Raw genomic sequence first — 26,562 nt, forward strand, 5'->3', positions numbered from 1 at the left:
GAACAAAGCAATTGATGAGATCGAAATTTTCGCTACGAAATCATAATTTCTGGCTAAATCACTAGATTAACCCAAGATTCATTGGGCGTATCTTTAAAAAATAACGAACAACTACAAAACTAGCAAAAAACAAATCATGAAATTTGGTGTTTTAGTGTTTCCTGGTTCTAACTGCGATCGCGATATCGTCACAGTTACAAGTGGCATTATGCGGCAGCCGACGCGCATGATCTGGCATGAAGAAACCGATATCAGCGATATTGACGCGATCGTTGTCCCAGGGGGCTTTAGTTACGGGGATTATCTACGCTGCGGTGCGATCGCCCGCTTTGCCCCTGTGATGCAAGCAGTCAAACAGCATGCCGCTCAAGGCAAGTATGTTCTGGGAATCTGCAACGGATTTCAAATTCTTACTGAGTCAGGGTTGCTACCTGGGGCATTAGTGAGAAACCGAGATTTGCATTTCATTTGCGATCGCGTACCTTTGCGGGTAGAGCGTAACGATCTGGCTTGGACAAATGCCTATCAGCCCGATCAAGTCATTAGCCTTCCGATCGCGCATGGTGAGGGTTGCTACTATGCCGACCCAGACACGCTGAAATCTTTAGAAGCCAATAACCAAATTGTCTGGCGATATTGTGATGCCCAAGGCAAGGTCAATGGATCGGGTAATCCTAACGGCTCTTTGAACAATATTGCAGGCATCTGCAATCGCGAAGGCAATGTTTTAGGTATGATGCCTCACCCCGAACGCGCAGCGGATACCGTGCTCGGCAATACTGATGGTAAAGGACTTTTTGATAGCCTTCTAGCGAAACTACCTGTTTCTGTATATAGAGGGCAAAGCATTTAGGAGAGAGGCTTATCTGGATTTATAGAGATTGATGCCCGAATGCTTCGCCCCTACCAGATGCCTCTTTGACAACTGACAACTGACAACTGACAACTGACAACTGATAACCAAACCGTATGACCAGTCTTTATTTAATTCGCCATGGGATTGCCGAAGAACGGGGCACATATCCTAATGACGACGATCGCCCTTTAACAGACGAAGGCAAAAAGAAATCGCGGCAAGTTGCCAAACGCCTCCATAGTTTGGGATTGCATTTCGATCTAATGCAAACAAGTCCTCTGGTGAGAGCGCGACAAACGGCTGATATTTTTGGCGACGTGTTTAACACCGATCCGCTAACTTCGGAACTACTTGCGCCCAGTGGCGATTTTGAGCAATGGCTGAGCTGGTTTCAAACTTGGTGCCAGCAGCATGGTTCTCCACGCTCCTCTTTGGGGCTCATTGGTCACGAACCCGATCTGAGTGCTTGGGCAGAGTTATTAATCTGGGGCGAGGCAAAAGGTACCTTAGTGCTCAAAAAAGCTGGCGTTATTGGTCTAGCCGTCCCCGAACAAGAAGCGATCGCGGCGAATTGTCTGCTATTTTTACTGATCCCACCCAAACTCTTGATTTAGTTTTTCTCGCAAGCTTGACTGCAAGCTCTGTTACGATCTCATAGTTAAAACGTTCGATCCTCTGACTTTAGTCCAACGAATTTAGGACTGACTCATGCATATGCTCAATATCTTGCCTCTTGCCTTTGAGTTCACTTCACCTGGACCAGTTCTACTTAACCTTGGACCTCTGACAATTCGCTGGTATGGCGTACTCATTGCCTCTGCTGTAATTCTTGGTACGCTCCTAGCCCAAAAACTCGCCGAAAAGCGAGGCATTGACCCCAATATTATGGGAGATTTGGTGATTTGGTTGGTAATTGGCGCAATCCCTGGTGCAAGACTTTATTACGTCTTATTTGCTTGGTTTGAGCGCTTTCAATACCAGCCTTGGTATAAGGTTTTTGCGATCTGGGAAGGTGGTATCGCCATTCACGGTGCAATCATTGGTGGTGTGATTGCTGCCATAATTTTTGCCAAGCGCAATCGTCTGTCGGTATGGAAACTAGCGGACTTGGTGATGCCATCCCTGATCTTAGGACAGGCGATCGGACGTTGGGGGAATTTCTTTAACTCCGAAGCCTTTGGTACGCCCACAGATTTACCTTGGAAACTCCTGATCCCTCCCGATCGCCGCCCACCTGCAACTTTTACCGAAGCCTATTATCACCCTACTTTTTTGTATGAGTCGGTGTGGAACCTCATGGTCTTTTCATTATTAGCTGTGGTGTTTACCCGCTTTCCCAAGGCAAAACCAGGCACGATGGTGATGGTTTACTTGATTGCCTATAGCGCAGGTAGATTGTGGATTGAGGGACTGCGTACCGATAGTTTGATGCTGGGCCCTTTACGAATCGCGCAGGTGATTAGTTTAGCGTCGATCGCTTTTGGCATATTTGGTCTATGGTGGCTCTACGGTTCGCGCCGAGAATTTTTGGACACGATCCGAAACCCCATGCCACGCGATCGCACCACACCAGAATCCACGGACTCCTAGATCCCTCAAAGATCGATCAGACCCACCCTATGCCCAAGCCCAACCCTCCGAGTTCTCTGGTCATGGTAGAAACGGCATTTCTTGCCAGTACAACTGCCATGCTGTTTTTGATCAATTTCTACTTTCCCTTAGGTCCGTTCTTGCGGATGTTTTTTCCAATCCCGATCGCCTTGGCATATTTGCGGTGGGGCAAACGTGCCGCTTGGATGTCCACGATCGTAACAGCGCTTTTACTATCCGTTTTGATGGGACCCATTCGCAGCATTCAGTATATTTTCCCTCATGGACTTGTAGGAGTCTTGTTGGGGTATCTGTGGCGTCACAAAGTGCCTTGGGGGATCTCGCTATCGTTTGCTACCATAGTTGGGGCATTGGGTACGGCGTTTCAGATTTTATTTTTGTCTTTATTGGTAAGCGAAAATCTTTGGAACTATGCCACCGTACAAATGACTGGTTTTGTCAGTTGGCTGATGCAGCTATTTGGTTCGCTCGACCAACCAGAACTCTCTGTAATCCAGGCTTTAGCGGTGGGGGGGATTGTTTTTAGCAATCTGATGTATCAATTACTGGTACATCTTGTGGCATGGATTTTGCTCGATCGCTTGGGAAATCCCATCCCATCTCCACCCAAATGGTTAGAAAGCCTTTTAGCCTAGAAATATCACGATCCCAACGCATTGACATCCTTAGAGATAAGAAATTATACTCATTACAAGATCCCAATGAAATCTTTAACGGCGGTCAATCATGACCGTATTTTCAGTTCTGATAATTTTGAGAAAAATCTGACTCAAGCTTTAAGGGGGCAGATACTTTTGCAGTTAGACCTGTTTTTGTCCGATAGCAAAAGTTTTATAGGACAAGTCCTATAACTTATTTTCATCAATTGTCAGAATTTAATGGATAATACTTAACAGTTAGTTACGGAAAACCTAGTCTTTAATAGTCGCTACCATGACCAACACTATCGAACTCCATCAGCCACAAAGTAATAGCCCGATCGCCCTATCTGAGCGCGAACTTCAGGTGATTGAGTTGGTAGCCGCAGGGATGTCAAACCAAGATATTGCCGTCGAATTGGCAATTAGCAAACGCACGGTAGACAACCATATCAGCAATATTTTAAATAAAACCCAAACAGATAACCGCGTGGCACTGGTACGCTGGGCTTTGCAATGGGGAAAGGTTTGCCTTGATGAAGTAAATTGTTGTAGCATTTCCAGACCTCAAAATATAAAAGCTCAACCAGCGAAGTCCCAAGTTGCCGTACCTTCTGTGACTTCATCTTTGATCATGGAAGGATTAGAGAGTGCCTGATATCGATCAGAAATGTAAAGTCATTTACAGTCCCGATATTTCGTTAGCGATGTATCGGGAGCTAGCCGCACATCTAGCGCAGGTCGATCCCATATCTGTCGAGCTGATTTGGCAAGATAGTCCGACTTTTGACTATGCTGCTAGTCAGATTTCGGGGATGTGGTTACATTATCCAAGAGCGGTATCTCAAAGTTTGTATCATCTTGTACAGGAAATTTTGAGCCATTACGGTAGATGGACTGCCGAACCCAAACTTTTCGAGCCTACGCTGTCTGAATTATTGGTTAGTAAGTTCCAAGAAAGTAATTTGTAAAGATTCAGAATCGTAGGGGCAATTCATGAATTGCCCCTACATACTAAAAAATACGCTTCATCTCGTTTATGTCTTCCATTCAAGCTTCACGCGGTACGCGCGATATTTTGGCTCCAGAAATTTATGACTGGCAGCACCTTGAAGCCGTAGCACGGCGCATTCTTGCCCAAGCTGCCTATACCGAAATTCGCACGCCAAGTTTTGAGGCAACGGAGTTATTTGCCCGCGGCATTGGGGAAACGACAGATATTGTGGGCAAAGAAATGTACACCTTTGTCGATAAAGGCGATCGCTCTTTAACGCTCCGCCCCGAAGGCACGGCGGGTGCGGTACGAGCCTTTATCGAGCATAAATTATTTGCTCAAGGCGGCGTACAACGACTGTGGTACACAGGGGCAATGTTTCGCTACGAAAGACCTCAAGCAGGTAGGCAGCGCCAGTTTCACCAGTTAGGGGTGGAGGTTTTAGGTAGCAAAGATCCCCGTGCTGATGCTGAGGTGATTACGATCGCCAGCGATTTCTTAACGGAGTTAGGACTTACCGATCTGGTCGTGGATTTAAATTCTGTGGGAAATGCTGAGGATCGGCTTGCTTATCGTGGCGCTCTGGTGGACTATTTCACTCCCTACGAAGCAGAACTCGATGCCGATTCTCGCGATCGCTTGACACGTAACCCCTTAAGAATTCTCGATAGCAAGGACAAACGTACCCAAGAAATCGTACAGTCGGCGCCTAGCATTCTCGATTATTTGGGTGCTGAATCGCAAAAGCATTTCGAGCGCGTGCGATCGCTCTTACAGGATTTAGGCATTGCTTTTCGGCTCAATCCCCGTCTAGTCCGAGGGCTAGACTACTATACCCACACAGCTTTTGAAATTCAATCGACCCTGTTAGGGGCGCAGTCCGCTGTCTGTGGCGGTGGTCGATACGATCGCCTTGTGGCGGAGTTAGGTGGGGCAGATACGCCTGCGGTAGGTTGGGCGATCGGCTTGGAACGCTTGGTATTATTGCTGCAAAAGCTATCCCAAAGGTCTGCTCCTGGGGCTGATTTTTATCTCGTATCTAGGGGTGAGCTTGCTGAGGCAAAGGCATTATTTGTGGCGCAAAGCTTGCGTCGTGCGGGGTTTATTACCGAACTCGATCTGAGTGGGGCAAAATTTGATAAGCAGCTCAAACGCGCCAGCAGTGCGGGGGCAAAAGCAGCACTGATCCTTGGGGAATCTGAGGTAGTATCAGGTCAGCTACAACTGAAGTGGTTGGCAACGGGTGAGCAGCAAGCGATCGCCCTTACAGATATCACAGCCAATCCTGAAACATTTCGTCAATCCTTTAGTCAAAGATTATCGTCGTAGATTTAATTTTCATTCGATCTTCGGCAGGGACAAATACTCCGCTTTGATTGGGTGTTGCGCTCGAATCCTAATTATCAAGGAAGCGAGACTTTTGCTTTGATTACAATAGTGAAATCGATCGTGAGAATATAAAACGATGGGACCGATCTTGACTGATATTTCAGAGGCATTAGATAAGCATAGTGGTTGGATCGCTTGGAATCTATTTCTAGCATTTATTCCCCTCGCACTCAGCTTTTGGCTCTTTCGTTATAGAAATGTGCGGGAGCGATCGTGGTTGTGGTGGTTGGGTAGTCTCATTTTTATTGCCTTCCTTCCCAATGCTCCCTATTTACTGACGGATGTTATCCATCTGATTAAAGCCATTCAGGATGGTTATTCTGTTTGGATCGTCACAATCATTCTCATTCCCTTGCATTTGTTCGCAATCTTGAGTGGGTTTGAGGCTTATGTGATTTCGTTAATCAATTTGGGGAGTTATCTCAAGCGGCAAGGCGCAAGTAAGCTGCATATTCTCTATGCTGAACTTTCCATCCATGCGATCTGCACGATGGGGGTCTATATGGGGCGATTTATGCGCTTTAATAGCTGGGATTTAGTCACCAAACCCAAAACTCTACTGATCGAATCATTTAATTCGCTGACCTCAAAGCTTCCCTTGCTGATTATGGCGATCGCTTTCGTCCTGATCTCTGTGTTTTATTGGATTATGAAGCAGGTCACGCTAGGAATTAGCTTGCGGATTCGTCAACTACGGCAAGGACAAGATGAAGTTGACTCAATATAAAGCTCCTGATTACAGTAGGGGCAATCTCCCCGTGGTAGCCCTAGTCCCACGGGTTTGGTACTGGAAATCTCCTAAGATCCTCACCCAACTAAAGTAATGACTGAGCCTGATTCGGTTTTGGTGACTTCGATCAGGGTATTAAACGCCTCTTTTAGTTGCGGCATATGGGTGATTACGAGAATGCACTCAAAATCTGGAGCGATCGCATTAATCGCTGCTACGAGGCGATCGCAGCCATCTCGATCTTGGCTACCAAACCCTTCGTCGATAATTAATGTTTGCAGCGAACTTCCTTTACGTTGTGCTAAGACCCGCGAGAGTGCAAGCCGAATTGAAAAATTAATCCGAAAGGATTCCCCGCCCGAATAGGTTTCATAGGGGCGCGTACCTCGACTATCGGCGATTTCAATTTCTAGGGTTTCAATTACCTTATCTGCTTTTTTCCCTGCCTTCTGGGTAATAAACCGCACGTTCAATTGATGGTCGCTTAGTTGTGCCAAAATCTGATTTGCTTCCGCTTCAATCTGAGGCAATACCGTTTCGAGCATCAAAGCCTGAATTCCATTTTTACCAAAGGCAAGTTGCAGTTCTTGGTGCAGTCGTTGGCGATAGCGAATTTTTTCGAGTTTGGCGATCGTTTCCTTTTCTTGTTCGATTAGTTGAATCACTTGCTGCTGCGCCTGTTGGAGACTACCAATCTGCCCAATTAGATCGTCCATTTGCGATCGCGCTTGTTGCAGTTTCGCTTTCAGTATTGGGATCTCCATGTCGTAGCGATCGCTAAACTGGCTGAGTTGGTTCTCCAATTCGCCAATTTCCAAGTGAAGATGTTGTAGCTCTTGGCGGCGATCGCTTTCTAACTTAAGGAACTGTTGGAATTGCTGTTGTAAGCTGGGATATTGCTGCTGAGCTTGGGTGAGTTCTTGATACCGCAGCAAAGCGGGGGTGGATTCTTCCTTTTGAGCGCGAATCTGTTGATGGTGGTTGGGATCGTAGGCAATCTGGGCGAGGGCGCGATCGCACTGTTCCAATTGGTGCTGCAATTTCAGATCGATCAGGTTGCGATCTAAGCGATCCTGAAGTTGCTGAATGCTGGTTTGTAATTCTGGAATTTTTTGAGCGAGGTTTTCGGCTTGCCGTCGGGCATTTTTTAACTCTGCCATCTTCACATCTGCCCATCGCCAGCGATCGGCTTCGCCTCTGGCAAGGGCAAGATTCTTTTCATCGTAGTTGAGACGCACTAAACTGTGCTCGACAATCTCTAGTTCCTTTTGACTCTCTCGGCAATAATCGTTCGTCTCCAGTCTCAGCTTGAGTTTGGCGATCTCTTGTTCGAGGTGTAGTCCCTTTTGTTGCGCCTCCAAACCAGCTTGCAATTGAGCTTGTAGCGTTCCCTTTTGTTGCAAAAGCTGTGGCAGAGGACTCAGATCTACATTCAGTTGACGGTATTCTTCGCGCAAGACCTTAATTTCCCAATCTGAGGCTGACTGCTGCTCTTTAATCAACCACATCTCAGCTTGAATCTCTTTGGACTCTTGGCTATGTCGGCGCTGTACCAAGGTCCAGTTGGCTTCATCGAGGGGGCGATCGCACAGAGGACAGGGCGCATTGGGTTCTGCCAATTGCGACATTTTAGAATGCAGTCGCTCAAATTTTTGTTCGCAGTCCGCCAAGCGGGTTTTGAGTCTTTCTAAAAAATCACGCCGTTCCAGCCCCTTATCGTGAACTCTCTGCTGATAGACCTGTTTTTTTTGCAGCGCCACAATCTGCTGCTCTAGCTTTTGGGCAGTCTCGGCAATCTGAAGCGATTGCTGGTGTTGGGTTTGAAACTGTTGACGGCTACGCTTAAATTCTTCGACTCTGGCGGTCAGTTTCGCGGCATCTCGATCGATTTTGCGCTGTAAGACTTGGCGACGTTGTAACAGGGGCGATGATTCCGCCTGTAATTTTTCAATGCGTTGTAGGTTTGTTCTTGCTTCTAACAGTTGGGCATGGGCAGCTTCAATATCTGCGGCTCGGTTGAGAATATTCTGCAACTCCTGCTGCTGTTGCAACAGAGATTCTAATTGCGCTTGGTTGTGGCGTAATTGCCCTTTGAGTTCGCTTTTTTGATTAGTGAGTTGATGATTGAGGGTTGTTTGCTGACTGAGCGCCTTTTGATGTTGCTGTAGTTTTTGATTGAGCAGGGTCTCTTGTTGGCAGAGTTGCTGATAGTTGGCATAGGCTTGGGCGATCGCTTCTTGTCGATCTAGTAGGGCAGTGAGCGTTTTAAGTTGCTGTTGTTGTGTGGCAATTTGTTGTTGTAGTCGCTCGATCTCTGTCTGTATTTGTGCCTTTTGTTGCCGTTTCCAATGGCATTGTTGGGATAAATTTTGCTGCTGTTGCTGCTGTGTTTCAAGCAATTGTAATTGGGCTCGATCTTGTTCGTAAGATAATTGCCAATTTGCCAATTCGATTTTGAGGGTTTCTAACTGCGGCGCGATCGCTTCTCCTGCCAAAATTTGCTGTTTGATGTGTGCTAGATAACTCTCTAAAGCCGTTGCCTCACCTTTGCAAGTACGAGAAATATCTTTTGCGCGTTCGGCTAAGTAATCATATTGCGACAAACACAGCATTTCTGCCAAGATTTGCTTGCGATCGCTCGGGCGTTTCAGCATAAATTCATCGGCTCGCCCCTGTCGTAAATAGGCGGAGTTAATGAAGGTGTCATAGTCCATTTTGAGATGGGACAAAACCACCTGCTGCGTCGCTCTCAGCCCCCTTTCAGTTAAGGATTTAAATTGCCCTTCACTTTTAATTTGAAACTCTAAAACACTGGCACTTCCCCTAGCTCTTGTCCGAATGACGCGATAGGTTTCACCGCTAGAGGTAAACACAAAATCAACCTGTGTCTCTTTTGTCCCAATGTGAATAATGTCGTCTTCAGTTTCGGCGCGACTTTCTCCCCAAATTGCCCATGCGATCGCCTCTAACAACGACGACTTGCCAGAACCGTTAGCACCACATATACAGGCAGTATGCAATCCACTAAAGTCAAGGGTCAGTTGTTGATAGCTCAGGAAATTTTTAATTCTTAATTTCTGAGGAATCATTACAAGTGTTGATCAAAGATTATACTAATAGGATATATCGCATTACTTTGCTATAGAATAACCTACTCCTTAATTAAGGCAAGTTATGGAAATATGGGAGCAAATTAGTCGCCAACGGGTGCAGCATATTATCGAAAGTTACCAGTTATATGGTGATGTTTTTGATGATTTTAGCGACTATTTAGAAGACTTGTTAATCGCCTATCCTCCCCCCTTAATCGAATTAGCTCTGATTGAAATCTTGGTACAGAGTTGGCTTCAAATCCCCTTAATTAAAGGCATTGCCTTTATCGAAAAGGTTCACGAGCAATTAAAATCTTGGGAATATGGTGCGATCGCTCCCAAAATTACACCTTCCCAATTTCGCCAAATTACAGGACTTGATCCCACCCCAGTTTTTGGCAGTAACTACAGCCAACCATCGCTTTATAAATCTACATACTAAAAATATTTATCTTTAGAACGATGTTCGTGTAAATTTGTCTCCACTGTGAAGCAATTCATAAGTTATGCGTATACTCAGTTACAACATACATGGGTGGCGCACCCTTGGCGATCGAATGAACCTAGGGCTGTTGGTTGAGTTACTCAAAAGCACTGAGGCTGACATAATCGGTTTGAATGAGGTGTATCATCCAGTTGCCATGGAAACTAGCACGGCGCTTTCATTTCTTGCCGAGCAACTTGGGATGTATGTTGCCTTTGCTGCAAAACGACCTTGGCAGTCTCCTGGCGATATTGCGATGGGTGCCTCGGGGAATGCTTTGTTGAGTCGCTATCCTTTCTTATCCACCGTCTCTGGGCTTTTCTCATCTATTCCTGGGAAGAAACAAAGGGGCTTTTTAGAGGGGCGTATTGCTTGGAGAAGCGGTCAAACCTATTCCATTGTCGTCACTCATTTCGATCCCACAGACGAGCAAACTCGGCAAGCCCAGTTTGCAGAGCTGCTTGAATGGTTTGAGCAAACTGGCAGTCGCCCAGATATGATTCTTGGAGATTTTAACTGCATCAATCCTCGCGAGTATGAGCACCATCCTAAAGCTTATGCTGCATTGAGTAATCTGCCCGAAGTTGCCAAGCATCTCGTCAACTCACCAGAGGGACCTCAACTTGCACGTAAAATCGAGCAGGCAGGCTACATCGATGTCTTGGCTCAGAACGGGTCGGGGAGATGTGGTACGTTCATTCCAGCACAGATCCCTGTACGGCTCGATTACATCTGGTTGCGCTCCGATCGACTGCCGCATCTTTCTTGGACCACGATTATAGAGGAACCATCTGGTCAGGAAGCGTCAGACCATCGACCAGTTCTTGCTGAACTGACAACGACTGAAGTATCGACGATCGGGTGATTCAATATTTACCTGAGTTAAAAGACCGAGGACTAGATGCATCGATCGTTCGCGATTTGCTGCGGATGTCTTCTGGCGTTCTCTTTGAGGAAAATGGCACCATGTTTCTGCTGGCTGTGCCGTTTAGCGACGATCCGCTTAGTTATACTAGAGGGAGATGCAAAACGTTGCAATCCCCTTGAAGATCGCCTCTTACATTTCTGCACCAAGGTTTTTGCAATCCGCCCGACATTGGAGATTTTAGCGATAAAAACGAACGATCGCCTGTTAGAAGTACAAGGAATAGTGCGATCGCATTCGGGAAGTCACAAAAAATTCCATCGTCGTTCGTCCCTATATTGGCGCTGAAGTAGTTTTGGCTCTTATGCTTCAAGGAAACCCTAGGGTTGAAATATGAGAATTGCGGTAAAAGCTGAAGTCACGAAATTCATCGCATCAAATAGGAGAACATGACACAAACAAATACAACGGAGCGCGATCTCCTCAGCCCCCATGGGTTGTTTTCTCATTGGCGAGGAGACTTAGCAGGCGGACTCACCGCAGCAGTGGTGGCATTGCCTCTGGCATTGGCGTTTGCGGTAGCAAGTGGTGTAGAGCCCAAAGCAGGACTTTATACCGCGATCGTCGCAGGGATTGTTGCAGCAGTATTTGGCGGATCTCCCGTACAAATCACGGGACCGACGGGCGCGATGGCGGTTGTGCTGGTGGGCATCGTTGCCAAGTATGGCATTGAGAAAGTCTGGATCGCAGGCGTAATGGCAGGCATTATCCAAGTGGCTCTGGGCGTTGCCAAACTAGGACGGATGGTGAAGTTTATTCCCTACCCCGTTACCGCAGGATTTACAAACGGGATTGCCGTAATTATCTTTTGCGGTCAGTTAAACAATTTTTTTGGCTTACAGTTGCCGCGTCAAGAGCATTTTCTCCCTGCCTTTTGGGAAACGGTAATACATTTGGAAGGTATCAACTGGGCAGCAGCAGGATTGGCTGTGCTGACGATCGCCACCAAGCTATTCTGGAATCGCATCAATCAATCCATTCCCGGCTCTTTGGTGGGTTTGGTTGTAGCCACATTGGTTGCTTCCTTTTGGCATTTAGATGTGCCAACAATTGGCGTGATTCCACAATCATTACCGATGCCACATTTCATTCCCCATTGGGATAATTTTGGGCTAATTCGAGAATTGATTAATCCCGCGATCGCTCTAGCAGCATTAGGTAGTATCGAATCGTTGCTTTCAGCAGTGGTTGCCGATAGTTTGACTGTCAGCGATCGCCACAACAGCGATCGAGAACTGATCGGACAGGGATTAGCTAATATCGTCGTCCCATTCTTTGGGGGCATTCCTGCTACAGGTGCGATCGCGCGGACAGCCGTTAACGTGCGATCGGGCGGCAAGACCCGTCTTTCGGGCGTGATTCACGGCTTAGCCTTGGGAGTAATTGTTTTAGCACTGGCTCCTCTTGCGTCACAGGTTCCTCTTGCGTCACTCGCTGGCATATTAATGGTGACGAGCGCGCGCATGATGGAATGGAAAGCGATCGGCTTTTTAGTACATACGAACTACGCCGACTTTTCCGTCATGATGTTGACTTGGCTCGTTACGGTTTGCTTTGATTTGGTACTCGCGGTCGAAGTGGGACTGATTGCGGCAGGAATTTTGTTTATCAAGCGCATGAGCGAACTGAGTCTCGTAAAAATGCCAGAAGAGAGCGTGTTTCCCCCTGGTGTACCGCTGGAGTTTAGCAAGCAGATTGCCGTGTATCGGTTAGATGGCCCCATGTTCTTTGGTGCTGCGGCGCAATTTGTCTCGTTTCTACGAGATGCCCCAGATGTGAAATATTTAATTTTGAGAATGCGCTATGTTCCGATTATGGACACCACTGGGCTCGTCGCGCTAGAAGAAATCTATCGCGACCTCAAGCGCCATGGTTGCCAGCTAATATTTAGCGCCCTGCGCCCAGAAGTAGAGCAACTGCTAGAGCGTAGCGGGCTGCTTGCAGAAATCGGTCAAGAAAACTGCTTTGAGTCCACCGAAACAGCGCTGCATGCGATCGTGCCAAGTATTCCCTTTCTCCCCGCACCTCCGCAGAAAACAGATGTAGCCTTGCCAGAAATCATCAACTCATAAGAGCTGTTTTTGAAGCGATCGCCTTTTTAGCCCGAACTGCGAAATTTTTGTAACGATTTGAATGCTTTCATTACAATCTTTAGGACTTATTCGCTATTCCACCATTGCCTCGTCTATGATTTTTAGTAGCAGGACTTTATTTTGATGCAAATTTGCTAGCTTGCGCCAATTTGACAGAGGCAGCGATCTAGCTAATACCATTTTCAAAAAAAGATGCAACGCATCTTTTTGACAAGCCCACGCAGAGTGTGGAACCCAAAAATCGATTTGCCGTAAATTTAAGAGAGATTTGGTATTAATTGACGGGGAAATTCGGAGGAAATAATCCTATGCAAACTGATTACCTCATCGTCGGTAGTGGCTTATCAGCATTAGTATTTGGTTCCCTCATGGCAAATTCTGGAAAGACCGTACGCGTGCTGGAAGCCCACGAACACGCAGGTGGCTTTGGTCATACCTTTACGATGGCTAAGAAATATACCTTCAATGCCCAATTTCACTATGTTTGGGATTGCGGCGAAGGTTATACCGTCAATCGCGTCCTTAAAAAGCTGGGTTTGGAACGGGATGTAACCTTTGAACGTTACGATCCGCAGGGTTTTGACCATATGCGAATGCCTAATTACGCTTTGGACATCCCCTCAAAGCCAGAGGTTCTAATTCCACGCTTATCATCCCTATTTCCTGAATCTGCTGCTCAAATCCGTAAATTTATCAACGAAGTCGAGAAAACTGGCGAGGGGCTCAAAAAGCTGTCTCCACCGATCGCGCCCCTCCAGCTATTACAGAATGCTAGCGAAGTATTCTGTGCGGTTCAATATCTCAATAGCACGCTGCAAGATGTATTCGACAAATTTAAGCTCCCGCAGGCAGCCCAAACCCTATTAGCATTGCAATGGCCAGACTTTTTATTACCTCCCAAACAGCTTTCGTTTTACGCTTGGGTGATTTTGTTTAGAGGCTATCAGGCTGGTGCATTTTATCCCACACAGCACTTTGAGCATGTAATTGATTCTTTAGTGAAGGTGATTGAATCCCATGGCGGGGAAGTGTTGCTCAACCGCGAAGTGACGAAGTTTATGGTTGTCGATCGAGCGGTTACAGGCGTTGAAGCAATGGATTTGGTTACCCATCAAAGCCATGAATTTACAGGCGGCACGGTGATTTGCAATATCGATCCGAAAAAGGCTGCCAAAATGATTGGGGAATCCCGCTTTTCTGCCAAAGTGCGGCGGAAGCTTGACTATGACTATTCACCGTCTAACTACATGGTTTACTGTGTCGTCAAGGATATCGATCTGCGAGATTATGGTTTTGGCAAGTGGAATACTTTTCATACGGAGCATCAAGATTTAAATGCCGCCTTCGCGCAGATGTACGAGCAACAAGATTATTCCCATCCGAGCTTTGCGATTACAACACCGACGCTATTAACAGAAGCGCGTCGCGATTGTCCAGAAGATTGTCAAATTGTAGAGTTTCTCACCGTTGCCAACTATGCTTACTTTAAGCAGTTGAGAGATCGCGATCGCCAAGCCTATCGGCAAAAAAAACAAGAGATTCTCGACGCGATTTTAGATGTGGTAGAAAAGCATTATGTGCCTGATTTTAGAAAACATCTAGTCTTCCATGTTACGGGAAGTCCTACGACCAACGAGCATTTCTGCTGGTGTCCAGAGGGAAATTCCTATGGTTCCAGCCTCACCCCACGCAATATGGGCTTGGGCAGACTCAACCACGAAACTTCGCTCGATCGCTTCTATTTCTGTAACGCGTCCTCTGGCTACCCAGGATTTGCACCGACATTCTGGACAGGAGCGCTATTGTATCAACGCCTATCAGGGGATGTGATTTTGGGCTAACTCTCTAACAATACCAACCATAATGGGGAACTATGAGAATTGCTGTTATTGGTGGCGGAGCGAGTGGGATGACCAGCGCCTACTTGCTCGATCGCATGGGACATCATGTAACTGTGTTTGAGCGGCAATCTAGTTTAGGCGGACATATCAAAACGCTAAATAAAAATGTGACAGCCAACCATGCTGCCTGCGATCGGATTTTAGAGAATGGCGTGCTGGAATTTCCTACCGCATTTCAAAATTTTATCAATCTCATGCAAGCGCTAGGCGTGGAGCTAGAACCCGTTAACATCGGTTCCGCTTTATTTCTCAAGGATGGCAGTCATTATTTGTCTGCAACAGCAATCCAGAAAAACTTTATGGGATTTCAACGCTGGATCGAATATTTGCGACTAGACACCCTTTATGCCCGTTCCGCAGGCTTTTGGCTGCAAATAAAATTCTCAAAAATGCAAGATTTTTACGACCAATCCATGGCGCAACATCTGAAACAGAACTGCATTCGGAATACTTGGTTAAAGCTACTGACCATGTATAGCTATTCCACACCTTTGGCAATGATTGATAACTTTCCAGCGGAGTTGGCAATCCCTACCCTGCGCGATTATGTGTTTGTGGATTGGGTCAGGGTTAAACATGGGGTTTACTCCTATATTGAAAAAATTGTGGAACGTTTTCAGGGAGAGATATGCCTCAATGCTGAAATTACGGGTATTTCGAGAAATTTTGATGGGGTAGTCCTTAAGCGATCGCCTGACGATATCCGCACATTTGATAAGGTGGTATTCGCAACGCCCCCAGACCAAGTTATGAAGTTGTTAGAGGATCCAACCGACAGCGAAATTAAACGCTTCTCGGCATGGCAACCGAACTTTGTCCAGACTGTGCTGCATCGCGATCGCTCCATGTACGATCGCTATGGCATTCAACAGGCATCGGAGTTTGACTTCTTTCAAACCAGTAACAAATGGGGATATAATGCCTATCTCAATCAGCTCTGTGGCATTTCAGCATCAACGCAATATAGCCTCGCGTTTCAATTGGAAGAGCTAATTAATCCAGAAAAGATTATCCACGTTCAAGCGCATCATACGCCTTTATATAACGTCGAATCTTTTCATTATCGCGATGAAATTGTTGACACAAACGGAGAGAATCACACCTATCATGCAGGAGCCTATCTGGGCGATGGATTGCATGAAGGAGCCATTACTTCTGCACTTCGTGTAACCCAATTGATTGGCTAAATCACTTGAAGGCTATTGATTTGCTTGGCCAGCTCAATATCGAGTGTACTAATGCCACCAACATCGTGGGTGGTGAGGTCAAAGGTGACAAGGTTGTAGACATTGTAAATTTCGGGGTGGTGTCCTAATTTTTCGGCAGCGATCGCCACTTTCGTCAGAAATCCAAATGCTTGGATAAAGTCAACAAACTTAAAAGACCTATGCAGTTTGCCATGCAGCACTGACCAACCCGTGATTTGGGGTAAAACATTTTTAATCTCGACATCACTAAGCTTTCTGGGGATCAGATCCCCATTCGTGCTTGCCAGCAAACTGCGGCTTGAACTTTGCTGCGGTTGGGCAAAAGAACTGACACTAGCATTATGGGCAAAGGGCATAAAGGTCGCGATCGCACTTACGCTGAGACTTAGCACCAAGTTTGACATCAAGTTTGAGGTGATTTTCATAGGATTCTAAACGCGCTCTAGCACCAGCATATTAAAGTAGAACTGTACGTGTTAAGTAATTTAGAAACTAAAAATGTCTTCTCCAACTCCTGACCTTCCTTCTAATGACGCTCGTGCCCGTCAAATGCTAGGTATGAAAGGCGCGGATGTCAAAGAAACTTCGATTTGGAAGTTGCGCCTCCAACTGATGAAGCCAATTACTTGGATTCCCCTGATGTGGGGCGTGATTTGTGGGGCTGCTTCGTCAGGTGAGTTTACATGGACTATTGCCAATGTCTTGACCTCGTTGCTGTGTATGTTGATGTCAGGGCCCCTGCTCACAGGCTATACACAGATTATGAATGATTATTACGATCGCGAAATTGATGCGATTAATGAGCCCTATCGCCCGATTCCGTCGGGTGCGATGCCGCTCAACCAAGCGATCGCCCAGATTTGGATTTTATTGATTGCGGGGATTGGGGTGGCGATCTTACTCGATCTAGGTGTAGGGCATACAGATTTCATCATCACCAAACTGGCTGTAGGTGGGGCTTTCTTGTCCTATATCTACTCTGCCCCACCACTCAAACTCAAACAAAATGGTTGGCTGGGTAGCTATGCCCTTGGGTCGAGCTATATTGCCCTGCCTTGGTGGGCTGGTCATGCTTTATTCGGAACGCTCAATTGGACAGTGGTATGGTTGACGCTATTTTATAGTTTGGCTGGTCTGGGAATTGCGATCGTCAATGACTTTAAGAGCGTTGAAGGCGATCGCAGTTTGGGGCTAAAGTCTTTGCCTGTAATGTTTGGCATTGAGAAAGCCGCGTTGATTTCTGCCACCATGATTGATGTGTTTCAAATTGGTATTGCTGTCTACCTCGTCACCGTGGGACAACAACTACTCGCCAGTTTGATCGTGTTGCTGGTGATTCCTCAAATCACATTTCAAGATATGTACTTCCTGCGCGATCCGTTAAAAAATGATGTGAAATATCAGGCAAGCGCTCAACCTTTCTTGGTCTTGGGAATGCTGGTCGCTGGAATTGCCATGGGTCACGCTGGCGTTTAAAAATGTTTTGCTCCTTGTAGCTGTTTAGCAATTACAGGGAGCGAAGCGATTTTAGCCTCGCTCCCTGTTCGCCAAAATCGCTAAGTCATACGTCATTGTCGATCGCACATTAGAAGTTTTGAGTTTGCCAGTAGCGGGGGTAGTCATATTTGGAAAGGGGCTGGCAACCAAGGGAATATGCCGATCGCTGACCGCCAACCCTTGAGTGGGGTCGTAACCACGCCAACCTGCTGCGGGTAAATACACCTCAACCCAAGCATGCAGGTGCTTTTCTGATTCGGGGTCGCCCTCTTGATAGCCACTTACAAATCTTGCCGCTAAACCGAGCGATCGGCAGCATTCCATAAACAGCAGGGCAAAATCTCGACAGGTTCCTGCTTTTTGAGTCCAAGTAATCGATGGGGGAAAGGGATCTCCAGTTTCGCGGAGTATATATTCACAATTTTCGTAAATGCGCTGGTTGAGAGTACCTAGAAAGGAAACAATTTGGCGATCGCAAGTGTAAGCAATTTCTTGAGCTAATTGGGCTGCTACAGGATCGAACCCCGTTCCACCTGCGATCGCACCTAGATATCCGCCGAGATAGGGTTGTAACTGAACCAGCATAGAGGTAGGATAGTCTATGGGGAGTTGGGTTGCCCAAGGTGCAAGTAAAAAATCAAAGGGGTTAGTGCGAAAGGTTTCGACTTCCGAAATGGCTGTGACGATCAGACGATCGGTTGGCGATTGGAACCAAACCTGCGCGATCGCATTGCCATCCAGATCGATCGCTTCGGAAATTCCTGCTGGCGTTGGCTCTACGGTTAAGCGAAAAGAATGTAGCTTTTGGGTGTTATCACTGCGAGGTCTAAGTCGTAATGTATGAGGCTCTAGACCCACTGGCTCCGCATATCTATAGGTAATCTGATGAGTAATCTGATAAAGCACGGGTTGCCCTCTTTTGGCTTGTCAATTTCGCTTGGTAGGATGCAGTCATAATAGCGCACCAATCTTCTTTCTCACACCATACATCTTTTTCTAGTCGTTCCTAAAATACCGATCGTCCTTTCTTGCGAACCTCTTAGGTAGATGTTCTAAATCAGGCGTGTGTGTGGGATTTAGGAACTAAATTCAGAATTTGGGATCGTATTTTTCACGATCGCTACACCCTTCACAATAATTTCAGTTTCTAGGATTGTAGCAACTGTATCTGTAGGCGCAATTTTAATCGTCAGCCTTAATCACGATTTTATTTTGAATTCCCTATACGATCGGGCATCCATGCTGTAGGGGCAATTCATGAATTGCCCCTAATTCAACAAACAAAAAGTCTGAGGACATATTTCTCTGTTAAGATACACATAAGTTAAAGATAGGAAATACCCACAAGAAATATGTCATTTCTTTTGTCTTCGCCGCTTTTGTCTTCGCCACTTTTTAGCCTTGCGCTTTATACTGCGATCGCTGGTGCTTACCTTTTAGTTATTCCCGTAGCTTTGATGTTTTACTTCAAAGCACGCTGGAATAAAACAGGTTCGTTAGAACGGGCATTTCTGTGCTTTACCGTGTTTTTCTTTTTCCCAGGTCTATTACTGATCTCTCCATTTCTGAACTTCCGTCCAGAAGCCAGAAAGATATAAACTTCAGTCTGTAGATCTCAGCATGAATCTCAACCTACGGCAAAGTCAAAAGAGGAGTTTAGAGAGAACCCATGCGTCGAATTGATGCGATCGCCATTACAATTGCTTTCTTTGGACTAGGGGCTTTAGCCTTTTGGGGCTTTTCCGTATTTGGTTTAGATGCCACCAACGCTGGAATTTGGAGTCAAGTTATCTTAGTCGGTGGTTTGTTAGGCTGGATTTCGACCTATGTGTTTCGGGCAGTGACCCAGACCATGACCTATAACCAGCAGTTAGAAGACTATAAAACAGCAGTATTGAGAAAGCGTTTAGAGGAAATGTCTCCCGAAGAGTTGGCTCAACTGCAACAGGAAGTAGCAGCGGAGGTTGAGCAATCTAAAACCAATTAATGATTCAGCGATCGCCGCATTACGATCTATTCCACATAAAACCAGTCACGAGACGAATTGGTTTGTTCGGATTCCCTGCGGATTTAAGCAATCGCCACCAAAAGATTCAGAAATGGCTGACCTTTGCAGCAGAGGCACAGGAGCCAAATCAGCAGACCGATGCCGAATTTTTACATGACATTTTTGTGGATGTTCTCGGCTATACCTCACCGTTTCATGGAGGCAAAGGCGGATGGGAACTTGAGTTTAGTCCAGAGCCCGCTCTTGGCTTTTTTACAGAAACCTCGGCAGAAGTTGTCGTAGAAATCATCTTTTATCGTTCTGGCAACCCTCTAGACAATGATTCGGATAACTGGCTGAACAACCAGCATGACAGTAAGCCCAAACTCAAACATGCCAGCACGGAATGGCTGATTGTTGTAACCTACCAAGCCATTTGTCTCTATCACCGCGATATTTCTGGGTTATTTTGTCAGCAGTTTAATTTAGACTCGCTCACGAGCATCGAAGAGTTAAAGTATTTTTATTTTATTCTCTGTCGCCGCAGATTATTAAAGGGCACAGCTCAAAGTAGCGAGCCTTCACGCACGTTTCAACTATTAGAAGATTCGCAACAACTAGAAATAGAAACTGCCAAGAATTTTTACAGTCAATACAGTAAAATTCGGGCGCAATTGATTAAAGATTTTCGCTATCGACTGCAACAGTCTTATGCACAGCTCAATCCTCAATTACCCCCCCAATCGGAAACCGATCGCAGCATTAGCGAACTGGCGAATACTCAGATTGATGCGGAAGCGATCGCGAAGGCGCAGAAATTACTCAATCGCATTTTATTTATTGCCTTTTGCGAAGACAACCATTTACTGCCCGATGGCTTAATCAATGAAGCCTATGAGTTTTACAACCCCTATCAAGAACAGCCGATCTGGGAAAACTATAAAGCCATTTTTAGCTGGATTTATCAGGGTACAACCAGACATGGAAAACTGATTTCTTGCTATCACATCAGCCTATTTGAGTCAGACAAAATCCTAGACAAATTGCTATTTGTAGGCGACGAACTTTGCCGCCAAATCAAAGAAATTACGCGATTTGACTTTCACGAAGATATTTCTAGAACGGTATTAACACACATCTTAGAAGAAGCCGTAAAAGATTTAGCTTTGCTCAAAAAAGATATGCAAAATTTGAGCAAGCGGCGTAGTACGAGATATCCATCCAAAGCATTAATTCATAGCGAATCTGTGAAGGTGGCATTAAGGGAATATCTACTAAAAAAAGCGACTCCCCCACTTCCAACTTCTGACACAACTTCTGACACGACTTCTGAATCTGTTCGCGCTGAGACGTTAGCCTATTGGCGATCGCATCAACAAAATCTGCTCGATCTCAAGGTGTTAGATCGTCGCTGTGGCTCAGGCATTTTTTTAGTGACAGCATTGAACTTTTTATTGGCAGAACACGAACAAGTCCATCAAAAACTTCGCACTTTACGCAAGCAACCCCACGAACCCGATCGCGAAGCTGAACTCGATGAATTGCCTGAGAAAACAACGGCTGAGCTAGTCTCGCACATCTTGCAACACAATCTCTATGGCTGCGATCGCGCAATCGAATCGGTCGAAATTACGCGACTGCATTTATGGCTGGCAACCATTCAACTCAATCCTGCGCTTGTTTCCCTCGATTTCAATATTCAAGTCGGCGATCCTGCCGCCTGTGATTTTGGCTCAGCCTTTCAGCAAGCGATCGAGCAGGGTGATGCGATTATTTTAGGAAAATAGCGATACTTCTAGTAAAGAAACTCCCAGCCTCTCTTTAGGCTACCTACGGACGTACAAATAAATTCGTAATTGCTCAACCTCGGGAAATTGACAAAAACGACAAAACTGATACAGTAAAAAAATGAAAGAAGTTCCCGACCTAAAACAGCTAACGAATGAAAGAAGTTCCCGACCTAAAACAGCTAACGGAAGAGGCGAAAGATGCCTTGATAGTGGAACTATGGGAAGAAGTACAAAAATTAAGACAGTAGTTAGAGACGTAAATTAGGGGAAGGACGCACCTTGAGTGCAGAGGAGGAAATAAAGATGCAAAGGTTGATGCAGAAGCATTTCCCAGACAAATTGCAAATAGATAGTGCCCTGTGGACGCGACGGGCAGTACAAGCATTGATAGCCCAAGAGTGTGGTGTAAAAATGCCTATCCGCACAGTGGGAGAATATCTGAGACGATGGGGTTATACACCTCAAAAGCCACTCAAGCGAGCCTATGAGCAAGCCCCAAACGCAGTCAAGCAATGGTTAGAGCATGAGTATCCAAGCATTAAGCAACGTGCACAGGAGGAACATGGAGAAATTGCTTGGGGAGATGAATCTGGACTGCGTTCTGACGATCAATCGGGTCGAGGTTATGCCCAAGGTCAAACTCCCGAGATTCACTTGAGTCAAAAGAATCGAGTGCGGGTGAATTTTATTGCCAGTCTCAGCAATTGGGGAAGGATAAGATTCATGCTCTACACCTGCAAACTAACAACCGAAGTGTTCATCGTATTTCTAGAACGGTTAATTCGCAAGGCAGAACGCAAGTTGTTTTGGATTGTCGATAAGCATCTGGTACATCGTTCCCAGACCGTGAAGCAGTGGCTTGCTGAGCACAAGTCACAGATCGAACTATTTCCCCTCCCCTCGTATTCACCAGAATTGAATCCAGTGGAACACCTCAACTGTGATGTCAAACAGGGAGTACATTCCAAACCACCAACTCGTAACTTGACACAGTTAAAAAATCGAGTGCTTTCGCATTTACGTAAGTTACAGAAATTGCCTGCTCGAATTCAGAAATATTTTCAACATCCTTATATTGCTTATGCTGGTTAGGATAATGCACGCTCAACTATTGCCAGGTTAATAATGCCATTGATTCAAACTTTACCCACAGAAGTCGTCCATTTAATTGCGGCAGGAGAGGTAATTGACTCTCTGGCGGCGGTGGTACGAGAGTTGGCAGAAAATGCGATCGATGCCCGAGCTACCCGTCTGACAATTTTGATTTGGACAGATACGCTCAGCATTCAAGTGAGCGACAATGGCTGCGGTATGGACTTAGCCGACCTCAAGCAAGCGGCTATCCCCCACACCACCAGCAAAATTCATTACAAACAAGATTTACAACAGATCGATAGTTTGGGCTTTAGAGGCGAAGCGCTACATAGCCTTGCCCAACTTGCCGATCTGCAAATTTGCAGTCGCAAGCATACCGAAAATGCAGGCTGGCAAGTTCGTTACGACCATGCGGGGAATCTATTGGGCGATCCTAAAAACGTAGCGATCGCACTGGGAACAGTGGTTACGGTCGATCGCCTCTTTGCCACATTGCCCTCACGGTTACAGGTACTGCCTGCGATCGCCCAGCAAGTTCGCAAAATCCAGATTTTGATTCATCAGATGGCGATCGCTAATCCGCAGATTACATGGCAGGTCTCCTTGGACGATCGCGAATGGATTGCGATTTGGGCAGGTAGGAACGTTCGGGATATTTTACCCCAAATCATCAGTGCAATTCAGTTTACAGATTTAGCTACAGGTAGCGAAATTATTAGCGAAATCATTACGGAATCCTCAAGCTCTATTCAAGCAGTGAACTCCTTATCCACCCAACCCACCCAATACAAAACTCGCGCTGAATCTTTAGATTCCCATCATCAAACCTCTACGGCTCAAATTGAAGTTACGCTCGGACTGCCCGATCGCTTATCTCGCCGCCGTCCTGAGTGGGTGAAAATTGTCGTAAACGGTAGAATGGTTACCTTCCCTGAGATGGAGCAGATTGTCCTCTCTGCCTTTTCCCATACCTTGCCGCGCCATCGTTATCCAGTCTGTATCGTACATCTGCGTATCCCCCCCGATCGCGTCGATTGGAATCGCCATCCTGCTAAGAATGAAGTGTATCTACAAAATTTGAGCGATTGGCAATCTCAAGTCAGTAAATTAATTTCACAGGTTTTGCACGCCCCTGAGACCGATCGGGAGGTAGGCAACTCAGCAGGGGCTAGAACCCTGTTACGTTTGGCTGAAGGTCAAAAACGCTATCTCACCCATTCACCAACCTCTGAACCCTCGACGCGATCGGTAAAGGCGCTGGCTCAGGTGCATAACACCTATATTCTTGCCGAACATGCGGCGGGCATGTGGCTGGTAGAACAGCATGTCGCCCACGAGCGAGTCTTGTTTGAAGAAATAGAACAGCAGTGGCAAATCGTCGCGATCGCACCGCCCATTGTCTTAGATCGGATCTCCCCAGAGGGCGTGGAGAGACTTCAAGCCCTTGAGATCGAAATCGAACCCTTTGGCGAAAATTTGTGGGTGGTGCGATCGCTGCCAGCAATTCTTGTGGGGCAAACCGATTGTGCCGCCATATTATTAGAACTCAGCCAACAACCTGAACCACAGGGGGCAAGGGCAACAGCAGCCTGCCGCAGTGCGATTCGGAATGGAACGCCGATGGATTTATTAGAAATGCAAAATTTACTCGATCGCTGGCAGCAAACCCGCAATCCTCATACTTGTCCGCATGGTCGTCCCATCTGTTTGTCTCTAGAAGAATCTGACCTTGCACGATTCTTTCGCCGCAACTGGATTATTGGCAAAAGCTGAAGGGCATATCGGAAATCNNGTTCCCTCCCCTTTNCAAGGGGAGGGTTAGGGTGGGGTAATAGTCTCCTTATCCAATTAACGCGATCGCTCGTTTCGCTAGAGCATCCGCCGTAATGCCGTTGAACTCCATCAGTTGACCCGCAGTTGCCGTGGTTTCGCCGCGCTTCCATGCGAAGGTGTCTCTGGGTTGCTGAGCGCGCAGCATAATTGGTTCTAGCATTCCCGAAGCACCGCCCGTAATGCCAATTAGAGCATCACCAGAGAATAAGCGAATGAAGCCAGCATCATCCAAAAAGTCGCCATCAGGTTCGGAACAGGTATCCCAAGCCGTATCGTGAAGGCGATAAAGCCGACGGGGATTAACGACCGAGACAATTTTGGAACCGATGCCTTGGGCTTGGAGTTGCTTTGCTGCTTCGTAGGCAGGAAGTAGCGTCATATCGCCAATCACGGCAAAGACTACGGTTTTATTACCAGCGATTTCTTGCAAAATTACTGCGCCATCTTGGAGTGCCTGTCTGGTTTCCGCAAACGAGGTGCGAATTGGTAAAGGAGACTTACTTGCCGTAATTACCACCCCTTTATTCTTGGTTCCTAAAGCCCAGTCATAGCAAACTTGAATGCTATTGGCATCAGGTGGGAATAGAGGGAAGATATTCCCATTTCGCATCATGGCAGCAAAATAGGCCTCGATTTCAGGACGTTGATGCGTCCAACCGTTGCGACCCTGTTCCAATGCACCTGCGGTAAACAGACAAATGGTCGAAGGCGTGGGACGGCGGAGTTCTGCCATTGCCTGTGTTACAGTTTGCCAAATTGGCACGCCGTTAATTGCAAAAGACTCATAGGAACACCAGAGCGTGCGACTTCCCAATAGGGATAAACCGACCGCAAGTCCCGCGCAGGCATCTTCGCTCAGAGGTTCGTAAACCTGTCCGCCAGGCGTTTGGTTGTAAAGAGGGTCATCGGTAGGATGGTTGATCTTTAGTGCCTGATTGATATTGGCAATGCCAGAGGCTTCATTCCCATCGGCATTGGTAACGATAAATCTTTTATCGGTTTTTCCGACATAGCCCACCAATTGTCCCATTGCCGTCGTGGAAACCTTAGGATCTCCTCCGATCGCGTATTCTTCTAAAGGCAGGGTTCCCAAATCCACCAGAGGTAAGATAGATTCCGTTACAGCTACCTTCGAGGCGGAACCACCTGCGGCATACTCGAAGTTAGAACGTACGGTTTGCCACGCACTGGGTGAGAGCGCTCTGGTCTGGAGCCCATTCACCACATCAGGATTGTCGAGCGTATGATGCGCGTAAAGATTGTGAGATTTTGCTCCCTTGGCATGAACGCCAGCCCCTTTGAGTTGCTTCACGATCAGAACAGTTAATTTGCCGCCCAATGCCGATTTTGCGGCGCGATCGGCTGCCACTAGCACTGCCTCAGTAAAAGCCAAACGTTGTTTGAGTGAAAAGATGGTGCTATCGACATATTCGCCCGTTTGACCGCGATCGTCAAAATCCTTGGCATTCACCAAAATCACTTCTTCAAACCCATTCCCCGACCAATAGGCAATCATTTCCTCATTAGTCTTGGTCGATACCATGCTGTGATGCTCTTGGCTAAAGCCGTTCCAAACCAACACGGGCAAGAAATTTGTAACTTGGGGATAAGCCGTGTGGAAATGTGCCATCGCACTCATGGGGTAAGGTTCGCCCATGCCACCGTCGCCCATCGTAAAGGGAAAGAGTTTGTCTCGGTGCAGTAGCGCTCCAGCCATGGCAAAATGTTCGCCTTGCCCTAGGGGTCCTGCGGGAGCCAAGATTCCGGGAATAAAGCCTGATAAATGCCCCAGTAACCCATGCTTTTCGCGAAACCGCTCGCGTAGCTGCGTCACTGTGTGAATTCCCATGTCCTCTAAAGAACGATCTAGGAACATCGCACTATAAAATCCTGGCGCGTGATGCCCCACTTCAGTAGGGATATTTTTATGTCCGAGCATAAATAAGGACGCATAGGCCTCAACCGAACTAGCAAAGCCGCCTGGATGCCCCGATGCTTTACTTGCCGTAACCTGAAGCGTGAGATAGCGCAGCGCATCTGCGGCAAGCAAGGTTTGAAACACAGCCGCAGGATCTTTGGGGTCAGTTACTGCAGATTTATTGGCAGCGAGTACAGGCGATCGCCCGTAGGTTTCAAACCCCTCTAATTCTTCACCAAAGTACTGAATGCCTTCACAAAAATCGGGAGCTGCGGTTTTGATGTCTGAGGTTGCGACCATATTGAATTCCTTGTCTGACACGAACAATGCAAGTAAATTTTGGCATTAGGCTAACTAAAGTCATACCTAATTTGCCATGTTCGATCTTATACGCTCATGCGTACCTTAAGCGCAGATTGCGTATTGCTAATCTTGGGGACAGTTTGCTGGTTACATAACCCCAAGTCTTTAGCTGAACCCCAAGTCTTTAGCTGAGACCTTTTACAGATAAAGTTGCTAAG

23 protein-coding genes and 1 pseudogene are annotated in these 26,562 nt (G+C 46.6%); 20 read left to right on the plus strand and 4 right to left on the minus strand.

What is annotated here, in order from left to right; genetic code table 11:
- The first annotated feature begins 136 nt into the window (after positions 1-136).
- The 8 genes from purQ (at position 137) to ACP2WE_RS14785 (ending at position 6,215) form a co-directional block, all read left to right on the plus strand.
- Positions 137-853, plus strand: coding sequence for a phosphoribosylformylglycinamidine synthase subunit PurQ (gene purQ, locus ACP2WE_RS14750; RefSeq protein ID WP_425216308.1), 717 nt, complete (start codon positions 137-139; stop codon positions 851-853).
- A 116-nt stretch (positions 854-969) separates the two neighbouring features.
- Positions 970-1,470, plus strand: a complete 501-nt coding sequence (sixA, locus tag ACP2WE_RS14755; protein ID WP_425216309.1) for a phosphohistidine phosphatase SixA — start codon at positions 970-972, stop codon at positions 1,468-1,470.
- Between the two features lie 100 nt (positions 1,471-1,570).
- The gene (lgt, locus tag ACP2WE_RS14760; RefSeq protein WP_425216386.1) at positions 1,571-2,446 is read left to right on the plus strand and encodes a prolipoprotein diacylglyceryl transferase; all 876 of its coding nucleotides are present in this window, start codon (positions 1,571-1,573) and stop codon (positions 2,444-2,446) included.
- Between the two features lie 29 nt (positions 2,447-2,475).
- Positions 2,476-3,102, plus strand: coding sequence for a DUF2232 domain-containing protein (locus tag ACP2WE_RS14765; RefSeq protein WP_425216310.1), 627 nt, complete (start codon positions 2,476-2,478; stop codon positions 3,100-3,102).
- A gap of 298 nt (positions 3,103-3,400) precedes the next feature.
- Positions 3,401-3,763 (plus strand): photosynthetic electron transport-dependent transcriptional regulator PedR, encoded by a 363-nt coding sequence (pedR, locus tag ACP2WE_RS14770; protein ID WP_425216311.1) that lies wholly within the window; start codon positions 3,401-3,403, stop codon positions 3,761-3,763.
- The gene (locus ACP2WE_RS14775; RefSeq protein ID WP_425216312.1) at positions 3,756-4,076 is read left to right on the plus strand and encodes a hypothetical protein; all 321 of its coding nucleotides are present in this window, start codon (positions 3,756-3,758) and stop codon (positions 4,074-4,076) included. Before pedR ends, ACP2WE_RS14775 begins: the two co-directional genes overlap by 8 nt.
- 68 nt (positions 4,077-4,144) lie before the next feature.
- Positions 4,145-5,428, plus strand: coding sequence for a histidine--tRNA ligase (gene hisS, locus ACP2WE_RS14780; RefSeq protein WP_425216313.1), 1,284 nt, complete (start codon positions 4,145-4,147; stop codon positions 5,426-5,428).
- A 136-nt stretch (positions 5,429-5,564) separates the two neighbouring features.
- On the plus strand, positions 5,565-6,215 hold the full coding sequence (locus ACP2WE_RS14785) for a DUF1361 domain-containing protein (protein ID WP_425216314.1): 651 nt from the start codon (positions 5,565-5,567) through the stop codon (positions 6,213-6,215).
- 80 nt (positions 6,216-6,295) lie between these two features.
- Here ACP2WE_RS14785 and ACP2WE_RS14790 read toward each other — a convergent pair whose 3' ends face one another.
- Complete coding sequence (locus ACP2WE_RS14790; protein ID WP_425216315.1) at positions 6,296-9,307, minus strand: AAA family ATPase; 3,012 nt, start codon at positions 9,305-9,307, stop codon at positions 6,296-6,298.
- 85 nt (positions 9,308-9,392) lie between these two features.
- On the opposite strand from ACP2WE_RS14790, the gene ACP2WE_RS14795 reads away from it, so the two are divergent.
- From ACP2WE_RS14795 to ACP2WE_RS14820, 6 genes are all read left to right on the plus strand, one after another.
- Entirely contained in the window at positions 9,393-9,752 is a 360-nt protein-coding gene (locus ACP2WE_RS14795) for a hypothetical protein (RefSeq protein WP_425216316.1), read from the plus strand.
- 64 nt (positions 9,753-9,816) lie between these two features.
- On the plus strand, positions 9,817-10,659 hold the full coding sequence (locus tag ACP2WE_RS14800) for an endonuclease/exonuclease/phosphatase family protein (protein ID WP_425216317.1): 843 nt from the start codon (positions 9,817-9,819) through the stop codon (positions 10,657-10,659).
- Positions 10,656-10,841, plus strand: a complete 186-nt coding sequence (locus tag ACP2WE_RS14805) for a hypothetical protein (RefSeq protein ID WP_425216318.1) — start codon at positions 10,656-10,658, stop codon at positions 10,839-10,841. Before ACP2WE_RS14800 ends, ACP2WE_RS14805 begins: the two co-directional genes overlap by 4 nt.
- A gap of 267 nt (positions 10,842-11,108) precedes the next feature.
- Complete coding sequence (locus ACP2WE_RS14810; RefSeq protein ID WP_425216319.1) at positions 11,109-12,791, plus strand: SulP family inorganic anion transporter; 1,683 nt, start codon at positions 11,109-11,111, stop codon at positions 12,789-12,791.
- 329 nt (positions 12,792-13,120) lie between these two features.
- Entirely contained in the window at positions 13,121-14,653 is a 1,533-nt protein-coding gene (locus ACP2WE_RS14815) for a phytoene desaturase family protein (protein WP_425216320.1), read from the plus strand.
- Positions 14,654-14,685: 32 nt separating this feature from the next.
- Positions 14,686-15,900, plus strand: a complete 1,215-nt coding sequence (locus tag ACP2WE_RS14820; protein ID WP_425216321.1) for an FAD-dependent oxidoreductase — start codon at positions 14,686-14,688, stop codon at positions 15,898-15,900.
- On the opposite strand, the gene ACP2WE_RS14825 is transcribed toward ACP2WE_RS14820, so the two are convergent.
- Positions 15,897-16,346, minus strand: a complete 450-nt coding sequence (locus ACP2WE_RS14825) for a 4a-hydroxytetrahydrobiopterin dehydratase (protein WP_425216322.1) — start codon at positions 16,344-16,346, stop codon at positions 15,897-15,899. The two genes, ACP2WE_RS14820 and ACP2WE_RS14825, sit on opposite strands and share 4 nt — an antisense overlap.
- A 73-nt stretch (positions 16,347-16,419) precedes the next feature.
- Between ACP2WE_RS14825 and chlG the strand changes: the two genes are divergently transcribed.
- A complete protein-coding gene (gene chlG / locus ACP2WE_RS14830) occupies positions 16,420-17,397 on the plus strand; it encodes a chlorophyll synthase ChlG (RefSeq protein ID WP_425216323.1) in 978 nt (325 codons plus the stop codon).
- Positions 17,398-17,448: 51 nt separating this feature from the next.
- Here the strand turns inward: chlG and ACP2WE_RS14835 are convergent, their stop codons facing one another.
- On the minus strand, positions 17,449-18,324 hold the full coding sequence (locus ACP2WE_RS14835) for a transglutaminase family protein (protein WP_425216324.1): 876 nt from the start codon (positions 18,322-18,324) through the stop codon (positions 17,449-17,451).
- Positions 18,325-18,770: 446 nt separating this feature from the next.
- On the opposite strand from ACP2WE_RS14835, the gene ndhL reads away from it, so the two are divergent.
- From ndhL to mutL, 5 genes and pseudogenes are all read left to right on the plus strand, one after another.
- Positions 18,771-19,016 (plus strand): NAD(P)H-quinone oxidoreductase subunit L, encoded by a 246-nt coding sequence (ndhL, locus tag ACP2WE_RS14840; protein ID WP_425216325.1) that lies wholly within the window; start codon positions 18,771-18,773, stop codon positions 19,014-19,016.
- Between the two features lie 71 nt (positions 19,017-19,087).
- Entirely contained in the window at positions 19,088-19,405 is a 318-nt protein-coding gene (locus tag ACP2WE_RS14845; protein WP_425216326.1) for a DUF3007 family protein, read from the plus strand.
- A complete protein-coding gene (locus ACP2WE_RS14850; protein ID WP_425216327.1) occupies positions 19,405-21,192 on the plus strand; it encodes a hypothetical protein in 1,788 nt (595 codons plus the stop codon). Before ACP2WE_RS14845 ends, ACP2WE_RS14850 begins: the two co-directional genes overlap by 1 nt.
- Positions 21,193-21,465: 273 nt before the next feature.
- Positions 21,466-22,287: pseudogene (locus ACP2WE_RS14855) on the plus strand (IS630 family transposase); the annotation flags it as partial.
- A gap of 33 nt (positions 22,288-22,320) precedes the next feature.
- Positions 22,321-24,063 (plus strand): DNA mismatch repair endonuclease MutL, encoded by a 1,743-nt coding sequence (gene mutL / locus ACP2WE_RS14860; RefSeq protein ID WP_425216328.1) that lies wholly within the window; start codon positions 22,321-22,323, stop codon positions 24,061-24,063.
- Positions 24,064-24,130: 67 nt separating this feature from the next.
- Here mutL and ACP2WE_RS14865 read toward each other — a convergent pair whose 3' ends face one another.
- The gene (locus ACP2WE_RS14865) at positions 24,131-26,341 is read right to left on the minus strand and encodes a phosphoketolase family protein (RefSeq protein ID WP_425216329.1); all 2,211 of its coding nucleotides are present in this window, start codon (positions 26,339-26,341) and stop codon (positions 24,131-24,133) included.
- Between the last annotated feature and the right edge of the window lie 221 nt (positions 26,342-26,562).

Source organism: Tumidithrix helvetica PCC 7403 (assembly GCF_965232925.1).
Lineage (GTDB): Bacteria > Cyanobacteriota > Cyanobacteriia > Pseudanabaenales > Pseudanabaenaceae > Tumidithrix > Tumidithrix helvetica.